Genomic DNA, 18,617 nt, shown 5'->3' with positions numbered 1-18,617 from the left:
AATAATCAAATCCAAAATACAATGAAAAACCAGGAACAAATTCGCCAGCTTGAACAGGACTGGCTCGAAAACCCAAGATGGAAAGGTGTTGAAAGACCATATTCCGCAGAAGAAGTTTTAAAACTGAGAGGTTCTTACCAACTCGATTACACCATCGCAAAAATGATGTCTGAAAAATTATGGGAGAAACTCAACAATCAGGATTTTGTAGCCGGATTGGGCGCGCTAACAGGAAATCAGGCCGTTCAGGAAGTGGATGCCGGCTTGGAAGCCATTTATCTTTCCGGTTGGCAGGTGGCCGCAGACGCGAACCTTTCCGGAGAAATGTATCCTGACCAAAGTCTTTATCCCGCGAATTCCGTCCCAAGTGTGGTGAAAAGAATTAATAATGCGCTGTTGAGAGCAGATCAGATTCAGTCGGTAAATGGTGTGGCAGAAGCCGACCGGAAAGAATATCTTGTTCCGATTGTTGCGGATGCTGAAGCCGGTTTCGGGGGAAATTTAAATGCTTACGAACTGATGAAGCAAATGATTGAAGCCGGTGCGGCAGGAGTTCATTTTGAAGACCAGTTGTCTTCAGCTAAAAAGTGTGGGCATTTAGGCGGAAAAGTTCTTGTGCCAACGCAGGAAGCTGTCAACAAGCTTATTGCTGCGCGTTTGGCCGCAGATGTTTGCGGAGTTCCGACGGTTGTTGTTGCCCGTACTGATGCTGATGCGGCTGATTTGCTGACATCGGATATCGATGAACGCGACCAGAAATTTGTAACCGGGAAAAGAACGACGGAAGGTTTTTTTGAAGTGAAAAACGGTGTAGAGCAGGGTATTGACAGAGGTCTTTCTTACGCACCTTATGCGGATCTGATCTGGATGGAAACCAGTAATCCGGATTTGGACTACGCAAGAAAATTTGCAGAAGGAATCCACGCCAAATTCCCTGGAAAAATGTTGGCATATAACTGCTCACCATCGTTCAACTGGGCTGCAAAACTTACCGTTCCGGAAATGGAAACGTTCCGTGAAGAATTGGCAAAAATGGGATACAAATTCCAATTTATCACGCTTGCAGGATTCCATGCTTTAAATACTTCGATGTTCGAACTTGCTCTGGCTTACAAAAAGCACGGAATGGCCGGTTACAGCGAACTTCAGGAAAGAGAATTCGCTTTGCAGAAAGAAGGTTTCCGTGCGGTTAAACACCAGAATTTTGTGGGAACTTCCTATTTCGATGCACTGCAAACCGTGATTACAGCAGGAAATTCTTCTGTAGTTGCGATGAAAGATTCTACCGAAACAGCACAGTTCCATTAAGATACTATCGTTTAATTTGTAATTGTTAATTCATCCTCCCGCATTTTTGTGGGAGGATTTTTTAGACTTTAATCTTGCCTGTACAAATCATCAAATTCTAAATCATCACATTATCACCTCAAAATCTTATCTTTGCAAAATGATTAGAATTACCAAAATTTTCACCTTCGAAACCGCACATGTCCTTTACAATTACGATGGTAAATGCAAAAATATGCACGGACATTCCTATAAGCTTTTTGTTACTGTCAAAGGAACGCCGATCAACGATCTGGAAAATCCTAAAAACGGAATGGTTGTGGATTTTGGCGACATCAAGAAGATTGTAAAATCTGAAATCATCGATGTTTGGGATCACGCAGTTTTGGTGAACGGTACTTCTCCTCACCAAGAACTGGGCTCAGATCTGCGACAGAAAGGCCATAAAGTGATTTTCTGCGACTACCAGCCGACCTGCGAGAATATGCTCTACGATATTGCAGAAAAAATTAAGAACAAACTTTCGGGCGATGTCACTTTGGCTTACCTCAAACTTCACGAAACCGAAAACTCCTATGGAGAATGGTTTGCAGAAGACCAAGCTTAAAAAGGTAAATTTCGATCTATTATCAAAAGTATGAAAATCAGTTTACAGCCCGATAAAAAAGTTTATTTCGCATCTGATCAGCATTTTGGCGCGCCAACAGCCAAAGAAAGCAAGATCAGGGAAGAAAAATTCATCCGCTGGCTCGATGAAATTAAAGCCGACGCGCAGGTTCTTTTTCTCATGGGCGATCTATTCGATTTCTGGCACGAGTGGAATCACGTAATCCCGAAAGGCTATGTGCGGGTTTTGGGCAAACTGGCTGAACTCAAAGATTCAGGGATTGAACTTTATATGTTTGTTGGAAACCACGATCTTTGGATGAAAAATTATTTCGAGGAAGAAATTGGCTGCAAAGTTTTTTTTGATAAACAGTACTTCGAGATTAACGGAAAAAATTTCCTGCTTGCTCATGGTGACGGGTTGGGTCCGGGAGATAAAGGCTACAAGAGAATGAAGAAACTGTTCACAAATCCTTTTGCGCAGTGGGGATTCAAATGGCTTCATCCGGATATCGCGATGAAGGTGGCGATTTATTTTTCTACCAAAAACAAAATGATTTCCGGGGAAGAAGACAAGCAATTTATGGGGGAAGACAAGGAGTTTCTCATCATCTACTCCAAAGAAAAACTGAGAACCGAAAAAATTGATTATTTCATCTACGGTCACCGGCATTTACCGATGATACTGGATTTAAACTCTGATAAAAATACGGCAAAATACATCAACCTCGGTGACTGGATTTCGTATTTTACTTATGGTGTTTTTAACGGGCAGAATTTTGAACTACTTTCTTTTGCTCATGAAAACCACAAAGCTCACAAGGATTTACACAAAGAACACTAGGATTAGGCATGAACGAGAATGAAATTTCAAAGCTGATTTTTGATGCAGGCTTAAGGGTGCACCGCAGCCTTGGTCCTGGGCTTTTGGAATCTGCGTACGAAGAATGTCTCTATTATGAGCTGTGTAAATCAGGGCTTTTAATAGAAAAACAAAAAGTGATGCCGCTTATATACGACGAAGTCAAGTTAGATGTTGGTTACAGAATCGATATTATGGTAGAACGCAAGTTGGTGATCGAAATAAAATCTGTTGAAGCGCTAAATGATATTCACTTAGCGCAGGTTCTCACTTATCTTAAATTAAGTCAATGCAAATTGGGTCTTCTTATTAATTTCAATACTATATTATTTAAAAATGGAATCAAACGGGTAATCAACGGAAAGTTATAGTCCATTTGTGTTCTTTGTGAGGTTCTTAGTGCACTTAGTGGTTAAAAATAATGCAAAACATTTTCAACATACAAACCGAAGCTGATTTTGAGAAAAAATGTCTGGAAACTTTCCGTTATCAATATGAAAACGTGGAGGTTTACCGGAAATTTGTTGGTTATCTGAACATTAGTCCAGCTGAAATTGATGCTGTGGAAAAAATTCCGTTTCTGCCGATTGAGATGTTCAAAAATCATTTGGTTTTAGATAAAAATTCAAACACTGAAAACTATTTTCAAAGTTCCGGGACGACTCAAATGACGCGTTCCAGGCATTTTATTGCTGATTTTGGACTTTACGAACAAAGTATTTACCAAAGTTTCGCACAGTTTATCGGTAAACCGGAAGACTATATTTTCGTGGGTTTACTGCCCAATTATTCTGAAAATCCGCATTCTTCCTTAATTTATATGGTCGATTTTCTCATGAAGAAATCGGCTAAACCGGAAAACGGCTACTTTCTGTATAATCATCAGGAACTTTTTGATTTGCTGAAGCAGCTTTCAGCCGAGAACAAGAAAGTTATTCTGTTCGGTGTTTCTTTCGCGTTGCTCGATTATCTGGATTTTTGTGATGCGGAATTCCTTAAACATATAAACTCGGAGAATTTAACCGTTATTGAAACGGGCGGAATGAAAGGCCGTAAAGAGGAAATGACGAAAGACGAACTGCTCCGGATTTTGCAGAACGGTTTCGGAACCGAAAACATTTATTCTGAGTATTCGATGACGGAATTATTGTCGCAGGCTTATTCGCTGGGAAAAAATATTTACGAAAGTCCGAAATGGATGCGCATTTTAATCCGCAACACCGAAGATCCGTTTTCTTACCTTGAAGACGGCCGAACCGGCGCTATCAATATCATCGATCTGGCGAATATCCATTCCTGCAGTTTTATTGCGACCCAGGATTTAGGCAAAATAATAAACGATTTTGAGATGGCTTCATCAACTTCGTTTCTTCGCAATGACAAATTTCAGGTTTTGGGAAGGATCGATCATTCGGATATTCGCGGGTGCAGCCTTTTGGTGTCTTAATTCTTTAATTTGATGATTAAAATAGAAGAGCTTACTTATAATTTCATTTCCCAATTTTATGATTTCGAGAAAGATTTGGTGCTGACCAATCATTTTCATTCCGATTGGGAAGCGGATATTATGGTCGTAAGTTCCGAAGGTTTCAGTCATGAGTTTGAAATTAAATTCTCGAAAGCCGATTTCAAAAATGATTTCAAAAAACATTACAAGAATGCCAAGACAAAGGAAAAGTTCCTGAAACACGATAAAATTTCTTGTGGAGATTATATCTGCAACCACTTCAGTTTCCTTTTGCCCATGGGAATGATTGATGCAAATTTGATTCCTGAACACTGCGGAATCATCGAATTTGACCACAATCCTGACAGTTGGAAAACCACTTTTCATGAAATCCGTAAACCCAAAAAAGTTCACGAAGAACAATTCTGGAATCTCGTGGATAAAGATTTGATGCTTAAAATGATGGCGCGTAATTACTATTACAAAAAACTTGAAGTGAAGGGGAAACTGGAGGAACTGATTTTGCCCCCTCCTGTCTCTGGAAAAAAATAAGCTTTCCCAGGCAAATGTAGCACTGCTTTTGATGTTTAAAAGTATGTATTTACTAACTTTACAATAAAACGCACAGCATGGCTTCAAATAAATTCAGAATTATACTTTGGTCAGTCGGGATTTTACTGCTGATTTTTCTAGGTTTTTTTCTTTATCAGTTAACGCAGGCCGAATCGGTAAATTCAGTGATGACTTTGCTGATGTTGGTTCTCGGATTGATTCTTGGCGGTGTGATCGCTTTTCTGGCTTCTAAAAAATTAACTGCCGATCCCGCTGTAGTAAAAGAAAGTTCGCATACGGTTGCCGAAAGCATGCGCAAGGTTTTCAAAATCGTTTCTGCGGAGGGACATTTCAATGAAATTTACAATTACGAAGAAAGTTCGAAGATTTTCAACTTTATACCGTCGAAAAAGAAAGCGCTGGTCATTATTCAGGCTAAAGTTCTGGTGGGTTACGATTTCGAGAAATTCAAATGGCAGATCGATGAACAGAACCGTACCGTGAAACTTGTGGATTTTCCTGCACCAGAGATTATTTCCACCGAAACCGATTACAAATATTACAATATTGAAGAGCAGTTCTTTAATCTTTTCAGCAAAGATGATCTCGCAAAAGTTCAGCAAAACGGTAAACAGCAGGTGATTGAAGCTGCGAAAAAATCGCACCTTCCCGAGGTCGCTGCCGAACAGATGCGCACTTTGCTTACCGAACTGTTGGCGGGTAAAAATTTTGTTCTGGAGAATCCTGCTAAAATCGCTGAAACCAAGAATCTTATCGATTACAGAAAGATGCACGGCAGCCAGTAAGTGCAGCAGCGTAAGTAATTATTTAGATGATGAAAAGCAGTATTAAACGGCTTTGGAATATTAATGTTTAAATGCTGGTTTTGTCATAACTTTCACTATTTTTACATTCTTAAATTTTATCCAATGAAATATTTTTACACCCTCATTTTAGCCCTACTTTTACCGTATTTTGCTGTCGCACAGCAAGTTGTTTCGTATTCGGTAAATCCGGCAACTTTTGATGAAACCGATGCGATTACCGTAACTTTTACTGTAAATGAAGCCAATTTCGGCGTAGGAACTTCGCATGCGCTTTACTTATGGGCGTGGTCTTACGATTCGAACAATGTAAATGCTGATGCGCCGACGAACGGAACCTGGTCGTCCTCTAATCCTGCCAATAAACTCACGTATGTTTCGAGTTCTGGAACAACAGGAACTTATACTTTCACGATGAATACCGTGAAATCTTTTTATGGAAACCGTACCAATCCACTTTCAAAAATCGGTTTTCTGGTAAAAACGGTAGATGGTTCGGTTCAGTCCCAGGATATCGTGCTGAATGTAGGAAAGTTTCAGTTTAACCTTACCAATCCGCAACCGGGAAGTACCAATGTTGTAAATTCCGGTACCGTGATTAATATCACCGGAACTTCTTCTCTGGCTGCGAATTACCAGGTAAAAGCTAATGGTGCTGTGGTTTATACCAGCGCTGCGCCATCTACCACACTGAATTTTCCGTACACTGTTACCCAGGATGCAACGATGGAAGTTACCGCTACCAATCCAGCTGATGCGAGTTCTGTTGTGAAAACTTTTACAGTTTCGCTGGCGCTTCCGGTTCAAACGGCACCAATTCCCGCTTATATGAAACAAGGAATAAGTTATGATCCTGCAGACCCAACCAAAGTTGGTCTTGCGCTTTATGCTCCCGGCAAAGCTTATGTCCACGTCATCGGAAGTTTCAATAACTGGACGGTGAGTGCGAATTATCTCATGAAAAGAGATACGACCAATCCTAATCTTTACTGGATTGAAATTACCGGTCTTACACCGCAGCAGATTTATACTTTCCAGTACAGAACTGCTGATGGAATTAAAGTAGCTGATCCTTTTTCGCCTTTGGTGCTTTCGCCTTACGATGATCCGTATATCAATCAGAACGCGATGGTTTATCCTGATTTACCGGCTTATCCTGCCGGACAGAGTTTTGAAGTTTCTGTAATTCAAACTGCAAAACCGGCTTATCCGTGGGTAGTAAACAATTTCAATAAACCTGCAAAAGAGAATTTAATTGTATATGAACTTCTGGTAAGGGATTTCACTACTCAGAAAACATGGCAGTCTCTCATTGATAAAATTCCATATTTAAAATCCCTGAAAATTAACGCAGTGGAACTGATGCCGGTGATGGAATTCGACGGGAACAATTCCTGGGGTTATAATACCGGTTTCCATTATGCCCTTGACAAAGCGTACGGAACTCCGGAAAAATTTAAAGAATTTATCGATCTATGCCACCAGAACGGTATCGCAGTTATTCTTGATATTGCATTGAATCATGCGACCGGACGTAGCCCTATCGAAAGAATGTGGATGGTAGATCCTGATGGCGACGGTTTTGGTGATCCTGCTGCGGATAATCCTTATTTCAACCAGGTAGCAAAACATTCTTACAGCGTATTTAATGACTTTAACCACTCAAAAGCTGAAACCAAATATTATGTAGACCGTGTTATTGAACATTGGATTAAAGAATACAAAGTTGACGGATTCCGTTGGGATTTAACGAAAGGATTTACGCAAAACTGTACTGCAGGTGATGATGCGTGTACCAACGCTTACCAACAGGACAGGGTGAATATTTTAAGAGGATATGCTGACAAACAGTGGAGCTATGATCCTACTTCCTATATTATTTTTGAACATTTAGGAACGGATTCTGAAGAAGCGCAATGGGCAAATTACCGCACAGCAGAGGGAAAAGGAGTGATGATGTGGGATAAACATACGAACGCTTATAACCAGAATACCATGGGATTTGCCGCAAGCAGCAATTTCAGCAGGGTAGATTTTGAAGCCCACGGTTTCTCCGAGAGAAGAGCGATGAGTTATGGCGAAAGTCATGATGAAGAAAGAATCATGTACAAAAACATCAATTTCGGTGCTTCTACCGCGGGTTACAGCACGAGAGACCTTAACAATGCACTTCAGAGACAAAAGGCTTATGGGGCCGTATTCTTAAATGTTCCAGGACCCAAAATGATTTGGCAGTTCGCGGAATTAGGTTTTGATAAAAGCATCTATACCTGTGAAGACGGTGTTACCGTAAACACTGAAAGCGATGCGATTCCCGGCGACTGTAAACTAAGCCCGAAACCTACAGCATTCGGATTAGGTTATGATACTGATGCCGCCAGAAAATCGGTTTACGATACCTGGGCGAAAATTTTGGAACTCAGACTTGCCAACGAAGTTTTCAATACAAAAACTTTCACGGTAGAATCCGGTAATCTGATGCCGCGGATTTATATCTGGAATAACGCTGCAGCCAGTGCGCTGAAAAATGTGGTGATTCTTGCCAACTTTACTTTAACGCCGCAAAACATCGTTCCGGATTTTCCTTATACCGGAAGTTGGGTGAATTTAATGGACAATACTTCAGTTTCTGTTTCAAGTACCACGGCGCCGATTACCATTGAGCCGGGAGGTTTCAGGATTTTCGGAAATGCCTCTGCTTTGGCAACGGATGAAACCGGATCTGTTAAAAATGAAGTTTCTTTAACCCTGACTCAGAATCCGGTGACGAACGGAACCGCAAACCTGAGATATACCAACGCGAAAAACGGAACAGTGGCCATTTATGACTTAACCGGCGCTTTGGTAAAAACAGTGAAAGTAACGAAAGATAACGGTGATGAAGCTATTTCCATCAGCGGATTGAAATCAGGAATGTATTTAATTCAGCTGAAATCCGACAAAGGAGTTGCTGTTACCAAAATGATGGTGAAATAATCACATTAAAATAAAAGAGAGAAACGGTCCGCAGATTTGCGGACCGTTTTTTTTAATACTGAAAATCTTTTGGAGTGTGTTTGATATAGTCTTCCAGAACTTTCATCTGGTCTTTATGGCCAATTTCAACCAGTTTTCTGTATTTCCTGGGATCGTCAAGATTACAAATCTGCTGTGCAATCTGATTGGCTTTAATGATGAATTTAGGAAAAAACGCAGTCACCGCCACCTTTGGAATCTGCAGCCTTTCGTTAATTTCCCTGTCGAGCAGAAACCAGTTCATGCTCTGGTGAAGATTCAGCAGAAGTTTGCGCTGAAAAGGATATTTGTAAATCGTGCTTTCCAGGTTTTCTGCCAGAAGTGCCTGAGCAAGCTGTACAGAATCTTCGTCTCCTTGATCCTGAAGGGTGCTCCATAAATAGAGCTGTTCCACGGCCTGCTGCCTGTTTTCCGGAAGGAATTCCGTGGGAATCCCGAGAAGATAACCAATATATTTCCAGAGATGAAAAACACCTGCTTCTTCTTTTTCTGAAATCTTAACGCCGAGTTTCTTAAGTCCCTGCATCAACACGAGGCTGAAGCCCGTATAAGTCGCAATCATGTCCCAGAAGTTGATCGGTTCTCCCCAAATTTCGTAATCCCAGTTTTTTCCTTTTTCTTTAATTTTCAGTCTTGCGTAAGAATGCATGAGTCTTGTTCTTATAATGAGCTGGTAGGCTTCAGAATTGACTTTCAGAGCATCTTCCCGGGTCACATGAATCCAGAATTCGAGCGTATCTTTCAGACGTTTTACGGCGCCTTTTTTAAGTGCTCCCGTAAAAATTAAGGGTTTGTTGAGATAGGCATAGTCATAGCCGCCCATGAGGACAAAATCCCGAAGAATAATCAGTGCGTTGGTTCCGCTTCTCATGCAGAGTCTTGCGCCGCTGTTGGCTAAATCTTCATCAAACCAGTTTGGGACCTCCTGCATATGGAGAAAAAATCTTTTTAAACTTTCTGGCTCATCAGCGTTTTCGGAGATCTTTGAGGTTGAATATTTCTTAATCAGGGCACTGGCTTCCGGATAAGGAAGTTTCAGGTATGTTTCTTGCACCAAATCATCACTCAAAACATCCACCTCATGATAAAGTGACGCATATTTTTCGAAATTACCGAGATCGGGTGTAACATCTGCCCAATCCAAAAGTTCTTTTCCATTGCCTTTTTCCCAAAAATTTTTGAAATGCGGAGCGTTGTGAAATCGGGGTTCAGCCTTCATTAATTCGTGTTTTTACAATTTCGGTTCAAAAAATTAAATTACAGGATTGCAATCTTCAAGCCATTAAAGTTACAAATTATTGATACTCTATTAAAGTAAAATCCTAAAAGCAGAAATGCTGTTTTGAATAGGTTATCTTTGCAAATTAAACTAAAATTATATGTCTTTTGAATCTTTAGGCTTGTCACACAATATTATAAAATCGGTAAGAAAACTTGGTTTTCTGAAACCTTTTCCAATCCAGGAGCAAACCGTTCCGGTGATTTTATCGGGGAAAGACCTGATGGGAATTGCCCAAACAGGATCGGGTAAAACGGCCTGTTTTGTAATGCCAATTCTGGAAAAACTTCAGGACGAAGAAGTTAAAAAAGACAGAAATATTAAAGTTTTGGTTTTAGCACCGACACGGGAACTGGTGATTCAGATTGATGAGGTTTTCAGGGCTTTTGCAGAAAATCTGAGGCGGGAAATCCGAACCATGGCAGTTTACGGCGGGGTTTCAATCAATCCGCAAATGAAAGGAATGTTCGGTGTAGAAGTTTTGGTCGCGACACCGGGAAGATTACTTGATTTAATTGAGCATAAAGCATTGAGTATTTCTCAAATCAGTCACCTCGTTATTGATGAAGCCGACAAAATGTTCCAGCTGGGATTTGAAGATGAAATGAATAAGCTCTTCGCCATGATGCCTTCCAAAAAACAGACGGTTTTATTTTCCGCAACGCTGAACGATAAAGTGGAAGAAATCAAAAAACGTCTGACCATCAATCCGGTCCTCGTAGAAATTAAAGCCGAAGAAGTTGATCTCGATAAGATTACGCAACTTGCTTATCATGTTGCTGAAGAAAGAAAAGGTCCGTTTTTAAGATATTTACTAAAAGAAAAAAAGATCAGGCAGGCTTTAGTTTTTACTTCGTCCACAAGAAGTGCCGACAATCTGGCAGAAAAACTCAAGAAAAATAAAATTCCTGCAACCGCTGTTCACGGTAAAAAATCCCAGGGTTCGAGATCCGGAAATTTAAGAGATTTTAAAGAAGGCGAAACTCAAATCCTTGTCGCTACAGATCTTATTGGGCGTGGAATTCACATTGATTCTTTGGAATACGTCATCAATTACGAGCTTCCACGTTCACCGCTTGATTATGTGCACCGTATCGGTAGAACCGGGCGTGCGTTGGAGTCCGGAACTGCAATTACTCTGCTCACGGACGACGAACTGCAGCATTTCCGGGTGATCCAGAAAAAGATGGGCAAAAGGGTAGAACTTATAAGAACGGAAGACATTAATCTTCACGGATATTAACCGAAAAACATAAAAAACCTCTCAAAGCTGAGAGGTTTTTATTGTTTTGGATTGTTTGTTCAGTTCTTACAAAGAAGCGGAATGAACCAGCATATCTACCAATTTGTTAGAATATCCCATTTCATTATCGTACCATGAAACTAATTTCACGAAAGTTGGTGAAAGCATAATTCCGGCATCTTTATCGAATACTGAAGTTCTTTTTTCGCCCACAAAGTCCTGAGAAACTACTGCGTCTTCAGTGTAACCTAAAATTCCTTTCAGTTCGCCTTCAGAAGCGGCTTTCATTGCTGCACAGATTTCTTCGTAAGAAGTTGGTTTTTCTAATCTTACTGTTAAATCCACAACAGAAACGTCGGCGGTAGGAACTCTGAAAGACATTCCTGTAAGTTTACCATTTAGCGAAGGAATTACTTTTCCTACTGCTTTTGCAGCACCTGTAGAAGAAGGGATGATGTTGTTCAAAGCAGAACGGCCGCCTCTCCAGTCTTTCATTGATGGTCCGTCAACGGTTTTCTGAGTAGCTGTAGTTGCGTGAACGGTTGTCATTAAGCCTTCTACAATTCCGAAATTATCGTGAATTACTTTTGCCAATGGAGCCAGGCAGTTGGTGGTACATGAAGCGTTAGAGAAAATTTTGATATCGTCTGTTAATTCTTTGTGATTTACTCCCATCACAAACATCGGCGTATCATCTTTTGAAGGAGCAGAAAGGATTACTTTTTTTGCACCTGCATTGATGTGAGCATGCGCAGATTCTTTAGAAAGGAACAATCCTGTAGATTCTACGATATATTCTGCACCTACTTCGTTCCATTTCAGGTTGTTAGGGTCTTTCTCGGCGGTAACTCTAATTTTTTTACCGTTTACGATAAGGTCGTTTCCTTCTACAGAAACCGTCCCTTTAAACTCGCCGTGTACAGAATCATACTTCAGCATATAAGCCATGTATTCTGCATTGATAAGGTCGTTGATTCCTACAACTTCGATGTTTTCTCTTTCGGTCATTGCTCGGAACACAAGACGCCCAATTCTGCCGAATCCGTTGATTCCTACTTTGATTGTTGACATAATACTTTGTTTATAAATTTATTTAACGTTTATTATTTTAAAGACAGGTTTTCCTGCTATATCGCCAGTATTTCTGAAAGCTTCAGCAAATTCTGATCAATCTCGTTATGTTTTTTAATGGCTTCTTCAAAAGGGGTATACACCAGGTTATTGGACTGCATTCCTGCCATCTTGTTGGTTTTTCCTGCCATTAAACCTATTACCGCGCCATATCCCAGGCGGCTTGCTAAAACCCGGTCGGCACAGCTTGGTGAGCCACCTCTCTGGATATGCCCCAGAATTGCTACACGGATATCATAATCCGGGAATCCTGCTTTTGTAGCTTTTGCCAGATCGTAGATGCTGCCCAGTTTTTCACCTTCGGCAACGACTACAATACTTGAAGTTTTTCCGGCTTTTTCTGCTTTTTCAAATGTTTCGAAAAGATCATCGATGCTGTCTTTTCGTTCAGGAATCAGAATATCAACTGCTCCGGTAGCAAGCCCGCTGTTCAAGGCAATAAATCCTGCGTCACGGCCCATTACTTCTACAAAAAATACCCGGTTGTGAGAGGTTGCTGTATCCCGGATTTTGTCGATGGCTTCCATCGCGGTGTTCAGCGCGGTATCATAACCAATGGTATTGTCGGTCCCGAAAATATCGTTGTCTATAGTTCCCGGAATACCGATTACTTTAATTCCAAATTCTTCGTTGAAAATTTTTGCTCCGGTAAAAGTTCCGTCACCGCCGATGCATACTAAACCGTCGATTCCGCGTTTTACCAAGTTATCGTAAGCCTTTTGCCGCCCTTCTTTGGTTTTGAATTCCAGAGATCTGGCTGATCTCAGGATGGTGCCCCCGGCTCCGATGATGTTTTTCACCGACCGTGGTCCCATTTTGGTAAAATCATCATTAATAAGACCATTGTAGCCTTCTCTTACACCATAACATTCTATTTTAAAATGACTTGCAGTTCGTACTACCGCTCTCAATGCGGCGTTCATCCCTGGGGCATCACCACCTGAGGTGAAAACCGCTATCTTTTTTACTGCACTTTCTTCCATATATTAAAATTTCAGGACAAATTTACAAAATCTCTCTCAAATATTGGCCTAACATTTAACAGCTTTGGAATATCATTTAAAATTAATATCATCACCCAAATGGGCGGTAAACCTCAGGTTTAATTTTTTAATCTGCAAATATTGATTAATTTTGCGGAATGTTGAGAAATAAAACATATCAGCGATTGGCAGCCGTAATTTTTACAGCGGTTTATCTTTTCGTGGCTTTGTTCTCACAGAATTTTCACAATCACAGCAGCGGTGAAGTTTTCAAGGAATTTAATTTTAAGAAAACAGAAAAAACTTATTCGCCAGGTCATTTTTCACAGGAATTTACCGACTGCTTGTCCTGTCATCTGCTTCACGACGGTCATTCTCTGGTTCCGGAGGATTTTCAGTTCAAATTTGTACAGCCCGATGATTTTCAGAAAGAAATATCTGCGTATACCCAGCGGTTTTCTAAGCTTGAATTCTTCTCTTTCCAACTTCGGGGTCCGCCTTCAAATTTCATTTAAATTACACATTTCCAGTGAAATGTATTGTTAAAGGTTTTTGATTAAATCTTTAAATTTTTCGTATTTAATTAATTTGAAATTTACATTTAAATGAAATTTACTTTCAATATCCTGTTAATCTTTTTCGGATTAACGCTCATCAGCGCACAGCAAACATTTAAAATTAAGGGCAAAATTATCGATTTTCATGATAAAATTCCGCTCAAAAACGCCGTTATCAAAATAGGAAATTATACCGAAACTTCGGACCATAACGGGTTTTTCAGTTTCAGTTCCGTGAAAAAAGGGAAGTATGCCATTACCGCAACCCATCCCGATTGTGAGGCCTATACTGATCAGATCACTGTAAATAATAATCTAGAAATTACCCTTAATCTTGAACATCATATATCAGATATCGAAACGGTGACCATTCACGCCGCGCATAAAAAGTCGACTCCTTTAATTATCAGGACATTAGATAAAAAAGAAATCGAAAGAAATTCCACCGAAAATCTGGGGAATGTTTTATCGGGAATTTCGGGAGTCAGCGCTCTGAAAACCGGAAATAATATCGCAAAACCTATTATTCATGGACTTTACGGAAGCCGGATTTCAATCATCAATAACGGGGTGAAGATGGCCGAACAGGAATGGGGCGTGGAGCATGCACCGAATGTCGACATTACCCATTTCGAACATATCGATGTCATTAAAGGTGCATCTGCGCTGAAATATGGCAGTGATGCAATCGGCGGTGTTGTTTTGCTGGTTCCTGAAACCTTCAAAAAAATTGATACGCTGAAAGGGTCTGCGAATGTCTCCGGGATTTCCAACGGACGCGGAATCGGTGTTGACCTGAATGTGATGAAAACCTGGGAAAATGGCTGGGCCGTGAAAGCTAACGGAGGCTATAAAAAACTTGGCGACCTGGAAACTCCCGATTATCTGTTGATGAACACGGGGATGAGTTTTAATTCTTTTGGTTTTACGGTGCAAAACAACAGTTTCCTTCAGGGAATATCGGCGGATTACAGCATGACGGATCAGGAAATCGGTATTTTCCGTGGTTCCCATATTGGTAATCTTGAGGATTTTTATACGGTATTAAATTCTGACCTGCCCATTTACACGAGGGATTTTTCTTATTCGATCGACAATCCGAAACAGCAGATCCAGCATCATTTGGCTAAAATTTCAGCTTACAAAAGATTTAAAGATTTGGGAAAATTTTCTGTCGATTACAGTTTTCAGTACAATCACCGCAAAGAGTATGATTTAAGAAGAGGCGAACTTTCAGAAATTCCGTCGCTCGACCTGGAGCTTTTCACCAATAATCTGAATATTACCAACTTAATTGAAAGAAAAAACTGGAATCTGGAAACTGGAATCGATTTAACCTACCAGTATAATTATTCCACACCAGAAACTATGGCGAGAAGGCTCGTTCCCAATTACACGAAATATGCGGGTGGAATGTATTCTGTCCTCAAATACAGAATTAATCCAAAACTGAATGTTGAAGGCGGTTTGCGTTATGACCACACAAAGTATAAGGTAAAAAAATGGTACGATGAAAATGACTGGAATAACCTTTATGATGGAGATTTCGAAGAATTTTATGTAGAAACCGATGGAAACAGGGTTTTTACAAAGCCGGTTTTAACGTACAGAAATCTGTCTTTTAACGCGGGTATAGATTTAAATCCCTCAGAAAATTTCAGTCTCAAATTCAATTACGCGAAAGCAGCAAGAACACCCAATATTGCTGAACTTTTTGCGGACGGACTCCATCATTCTGCCGCGGTTCTGGAACTTGGGAACATGCGCCTGAAAAATGAAGAAGGCAACCAGTTCAATCTTAACATCGATTCTAAATTTAATGTTTTGGGAGGTCTGCAGCTTTCAGTGAATCCTTATTTGTTTCTTACCAAAAACTTTATCAACCAAATTCCGACGGGTATTCAGAACACCATCCGCGGCGTTTTCCCGGTTTGGAGTTATGAACAGATTGATGCGAGAATGTTCGGAGTTGATTTCGATGCACAGCTGAAAATTAATGAAAAGTTTACTTACAAAGGCCGCTTTGCTTATGTAAAAGGTACGGATGAGACGAATGATCAGCCTTTGATCCTCATGCTGCCGCCGAATTTTGCGAACAGTATTGAGTTTTCTAAACCAGAATGGAAAAACTTCTATTTCAAAATCGAAAACCAAACCTTCCTGCAGCAAAAGGAATATCCGCTTTTCAATCCTACCATAAACGTTTATGAAAATGGGGAAGAAGTAGAGAAAACCCTCGATTTATCTACGCCGCCACCAGCTTATGCATTGTGGAGCATACAGACTGGCTTCAGATTAAATAAGCATTTTTCTGCCGGTTTGAATGTGACGAATCTTTTCGATAAAAACTACAGGGATTACCTTAACAGGATGCGTTTTTTCTCTTATGAAATGGGCAGAAACATCATTTTCAATGTAAAATACAACTTCTAAAAATTACAGCATGCAATCATTAAAAAATATAAAATATTTACTCATCGTTTTCTTTTCTTTGGTTTCCATCGCCTGCAGCAGAGCAGATGAAGATGAAGATGTACTTTCGCAGGAAGATATTTCGAATATCATTCTCAACATTAAGGATGATGTTACAGGAATCGTAAAAACCTATAATTATACGGTAAATGCTGCAACAAATCCTGTCATAAAGCTGGAAGACGGAAAAACCTATACCGTTGAAGCCATTTTTAAAAACGGTAACGAAGATGAAACCGAAAGTATAAAATCTGCTAAAGACGAACATTTCCTGATTTTCGATTTTCAGGGTTCGCAGGTTGAGTTAACACGGGAAGACGACGAGTCCTCCACAAGAACCGACGGGAATAAAGTCGGACTCCATACAAAATGGAACGTTATCAAAGCGGTAAACGCAACTTCGCCAAAGCTGGAATTGCTTTTAATTCACGATGCAGTTTCGGTAAGCGAAGAGCAATCCGGCTCTGCATTCGGAACAGCGGAAGGCGGTGAAACAGACGCTGTTGCTGTTTTTGGCATGAGTAATTGATTTTTAACGTTCTTTAGTATTATATGAATGTTAAAATCTAAAAAATAATTCCTATTTTTGCAACCTAAATTTTCAAAACATAACAATGAACGTTACAGCGACAAACCACGATGAAGTAAGCGCGTTACTTACAGTTACGATAGATAAGTCGGATTACAAAGATAAAGTTGAAAAACAACTGATCAATTATGCTAAAAATGCACAGGTTCCTGGATTCAGAAAAGGAAAAGTGCCATTGAGCATGGTAAGAAAGCAGTATGAAGCTGGTATCGCTTTTGAAGAAATCAACAAGCAGGTTTCTGATGCACTGAATAACTATGTAAACGAGAACAAACTTAGATTGGTTGGCCAGCCTGTACCACAACCGGTAGATGACCTTAACCTTAATGCAGAGCAGCTTTCTGTTGCTTTTGAAGTTGGTTACGAGCCAGATTTCACCGTCGACTTAAGTAAGTATGAAGCGCCACACTATCAGGTAGAAGCTTCTGATAAAGAAATCGGACAAAGCATTGAAAATATGCAGAAGCGTTTCGCAACTCAGGTTCCACAAGAAGTAATCGGAGATGATTCTCATGTAGCCCTTGAAATCAGCCAGGTTGTTGAAGAAAATGCAGAAGGAGAGCATAACCACGCTCCAAAATCTGTTGTAATTAACGCAGAGAAAAAAGAAGCTTTCAACCTTGTTAAAGCTTTGAAAATGGATGAAACCGTAAAAGTTTCTAAAGAAGATTTACTGAAAAACGAAACTTTGGCTACAGAATTAGGTTTCAGCAAAGCGGAAGTAGAGCATCTTCACCACGATCAGCTTGAAGTGAAAGTGAAAGATTTCTATGGTTTGGATTTGGCAAAACTTGATCAGGATTTATTCGATAAAGTATATGGCGAAGGAAACATTAAATCTGAAGAGGAGCTTAAAGCAAAAGTAAAGAGCGAGTTGGATGAGTATTTCCAGCAAAATGCAGATGTACATTTCGTGAACAAAGTTCTTGAGCAGATCAACGAAAAAGAAGAAGTAAAACTTCCTGAGAATTTCTTGGTTAAATTCTTAATGTTCAGCAACGAAAACATCAAGTCTGAAGAGCAAGCTAAAGAAGTTCTTGAAGCGGAAAGAAATCAGTTAAAATACCAGATTCTTGAAGGTAAACTGATGAACGATAACGAGATTAAACTGGAGTATGCTGATATCCTTTCTCAGGCTGAGCAGTTGGTGAAAAACCAGTTGGCAATCTACGGAATCCACCATTTATCAGATGAAGAAATTCAGAAATATGCAGTTGAAATGCTGAAAGACCAAGAGCAGGTTCGTCAGATTTCCGCAGAAGTTGGAATGGCAAAACTGAAAGATGTAATCCTGGAGAAAGCAACTAAAAAAGCCACTAAAATCTCTCACGATGAGTTTTTAGAAGAACTGAAAAAGTAATTTCACTTCAATAAATAGAAAATCCGTTCTGTAAATGCAGAACGGATTTTTTTGTGGAATTCTTATTCAAAATCAGTAGCTGAAATATTCCAGATCACTGTTGCTGAGAAGATAAGTTTCCAGCTTCTGGATATCTTTATTTTTGATGTGAATATCGAGTGTAATAAGAATGCTGTTGTTTTTTTTCTCGAGCGAAATTGCTGAAACATCTTTGGTGATGTTCTTAATTTCCCTGAGAATTCCTTCCTTATGTGAGAAGTTTTCAGCAGAAAGCTGCAGTCTCAGGAGTTTGCTGTGATGCTGCGGCAAAAAATACCTGGTGACATATTCTGCAGAATTAATGATAATAATGGCTGAAATAAGAAAAGTAAATGCAATATAAACCTCACCAAAGCCTATCGACATTCCAA

17 protein-coding genes are annotated in these 18,617 nt (G+C 40.0%); 13 read left to right on the top strand and 4 right to left on the bottom strand.

Annotation, left to right across the window (positions count from 1 at the left end; genetic code table 11):
* Positions 1-21 precede the first annotated feature (21 nt).
* From aceA to V5N63_RS01760, 8 genes are all read left to right on the top strand, one after another.
* Complete coding sequence (aceA, locus tag V5N63_RS01795) at positions 22-1,308, top strand: isocitrate lyase (protein WP_332032481.1); 1,287 nt, start codon at positions 22-24, stop codon at positions 1,306-1,308.
* Positions 1,309-1,447: 139 nt separating this feature from the next.
* Complete coding sequence (locus V5N63_RS01790) at positions 1,448-1,894, top strand: 6-pyruvoyl trahydropterin synthase family protein (protein WP_332032479.1); 447 nt, start codon at positions 1,448-1,450, stop codon at positions 1,892-1,894.
* A gap of 30 nt (positions 1,895-1,924) precedes the next feature.
* Positions 1,925-2,737, top strand: a complete 813-nt coding sequence (locus tag V5N63_RS01785; protein ID WP_332032477.1) for a UDP-2,3-diacylglucosamine diphosphatase — start codon at positions 1,925-1,927, stop codon at positions 2,735-2,737.
* A gap of 8 nt (positions 2,738-2,745) precedes the next feature.
* Entirely contained in the window at positions 2,746-3,126 is a 381-nt protein-coding gene (locus tag V5N63_RS01780) for a GxxExxY protein (protein WP_332032475.1), read from the top strand.
* A gap of 50 nt (positions 3,127-3,176) precedes the next feature.
* A complete protein-coding gene (locus V5N63_RS01775) occupies positions 3,177-4,202 on the top strand; it encodes a LuxE/PaaK family acyltransferase (protein WP_332032473.1) in 1,026 nt (341 codons plus the stop codon).
* Positions 4,203-4,214: 12 nt separating this feature from the next.
* On the top strand, positions 4,215-4,754 hold the full coding sequence (locus V5N63_RS01770) for a hypothetical protein (RefSeq protein WP_332032471.1): 540 nt from the start codon (positions 4,215-4,217) through the stop codon (positions 4,752-4,754).
* 77 nt (positions 4,755-4,831) lie between these two features.
* Positions 4,832-5,560, top strand: coding sequence for a DUF4230 domain-containing protein (locus V5N63_RS01765; protein WP_332032469.1), 729 nt, complete (start codon positions 4,832-4,834; stop codon positions 5,558-5,560).
* A 123-nt stretch (positions 5,561-5,683) separates the two neighbouring features.
* Positions 5,684-8,554 (top strand): alpha-amylase family glycosyl hydrolase, encoded by a 2,871-nt coding sequence (locus V5N63_RS01760; RefSeq protein ID WP_332032467.1) that lies wholly within the window; start codon positions 5,684-5,686, stop codon positions 8,552-8,554.
* Positions 8,555-8,606: 52 nt separating this feature from the next.
* Here the strand turns inward: V5N63_RS01760 and V5N63_RS01755 are convergent, their stop codons facing one another.
* Entirely contained in the window at positions 8,607-9,812 is a 1,206-nt protein-coding gene (locus V5N63_RS01755; protein ID WP_332032464.1) for an oxygenase MpaB family protein, read from the bottom strand.
* A gap of 160 nt (positions 9,813-9,972) precedes the next feature.
* On the opposite strand from V5N63_RS01755, the gene V5N63_RS01750 reads away from it, so the two are divergent.
* Entirely contained in the window at positions 9,973-11,115 is a 1,143-nt protein-coding gene (locus V5N63_RS01750) for a DEAD/DEAH box helicase (protein WP_332032462.1), read from the top strand.
* 66 nt (positions 11,116-11,181) lie between these two features.
* Here V5N63_RS01750 and gap read toward each other — a convergent pair whose 3' ends face one another.
* Positions 11,182-12,186: a type I glyceraldehyde-3-phosphate dehydrogenase gene (gap, locus tag V5N63_RS01745; protein ID WP_332032460.1), complete on the bottom strand. Its 1,005-nt coding sequence runs from the start codon at positions 12,184-12,186 to the stop codon at positions 11,182-11,184.
* A gap of 56 nt (positions 12,187-12,242) precedes the next feature.
* A complete protein-coding gene (gene pfkA / locus V5N63_RS01740; protein ID WP_332032458.1) occupies positions 12,243-13,229 on the bottom strand; it encodes a 6-phosphofructokinase in 987 nt (328 codons plus the stop codon).
* A gap of 158 nt (positions 13,230-13,387) precedes the next feature.
* Between pfkA and V5N63_RS01735 the strand changes: the two genes are divergently transcribed.
* From V5N63_RS01735 to V5N63_RS01720, 4 genes are all read left to right on the top strand, one after another.
* Positions 13,388-13,744 carry a hypothetical protein gene (locus V5N63_RS01735; protein ID WP_332032456.1) on the top strand — a complete coding sequence of 119 codons (357 nt, stop codon included), beginning with the start codon at positions 13,388-13,390 and terminating at the stop codon, positions 13,742-13,744.
* Positions 13,745-13,834: 90 nt separating this feature from the next.
* Positions 13,835-16,219, top strand: coding sequence for a TonB-dependent receptor (locus tag V5N63_RS01730; protein WP_332032454.1), 2,385 nt, complete (start codon positions 13,835-13,837; stop codon positions 16,217-16,219).
* A gap of 10 nt (positions 16,220-16,229) precedes the next feature.
* Complete coding sequence (locus V5N63_RS01725; RefSeq protein WP_332032452.1) at positions 16,230-16,787, top strand: hypothetical protein; 558 nt, start codon at positions 16,230-16,232, stop codon at positions 16,785-16,787.
* Positions 16,788-16,872: 85 nt separating this feature from the next.
* Positions 16,873-18,207: a trigger factor gene (locus V5N63_RS01720; RefSeq protein WP_332032450.1), complete on the top strand. Its 1,335-nt coding sequence runs from the start codon at positions 16,873-16,875 to the stop codon at positions 18,205-18,207.
* Between the two features lie 72 nt (positions 18,208-18,279).
* Here V5N63_RS01720 and V5N63_RS01715 read toward each other — a convergent pair.
* The coding region (locus tag V5N63_RS01715; RefSeq protein ID WP_332032448.1) for a hypothetical protein at positions 18,280-18,617 on the bottom strand (338 nt) is incomplete at its 5' end.

The sequence above is a fragment of the Kaistella sp. genome, assembly GCF_032060305.1.
Taxonomy (GTDB): Bacteria; Bacteroidota; Bacteroidia; order Flavobacteriales; family Weeksellaceae; genus Kaistella; species Kaistella yananensis.
The sequence above is the reverse complement of the archived record's forward strand: the minus strand, read 5'-3'. Positions and strand labels throughout refer to the sequence as shown.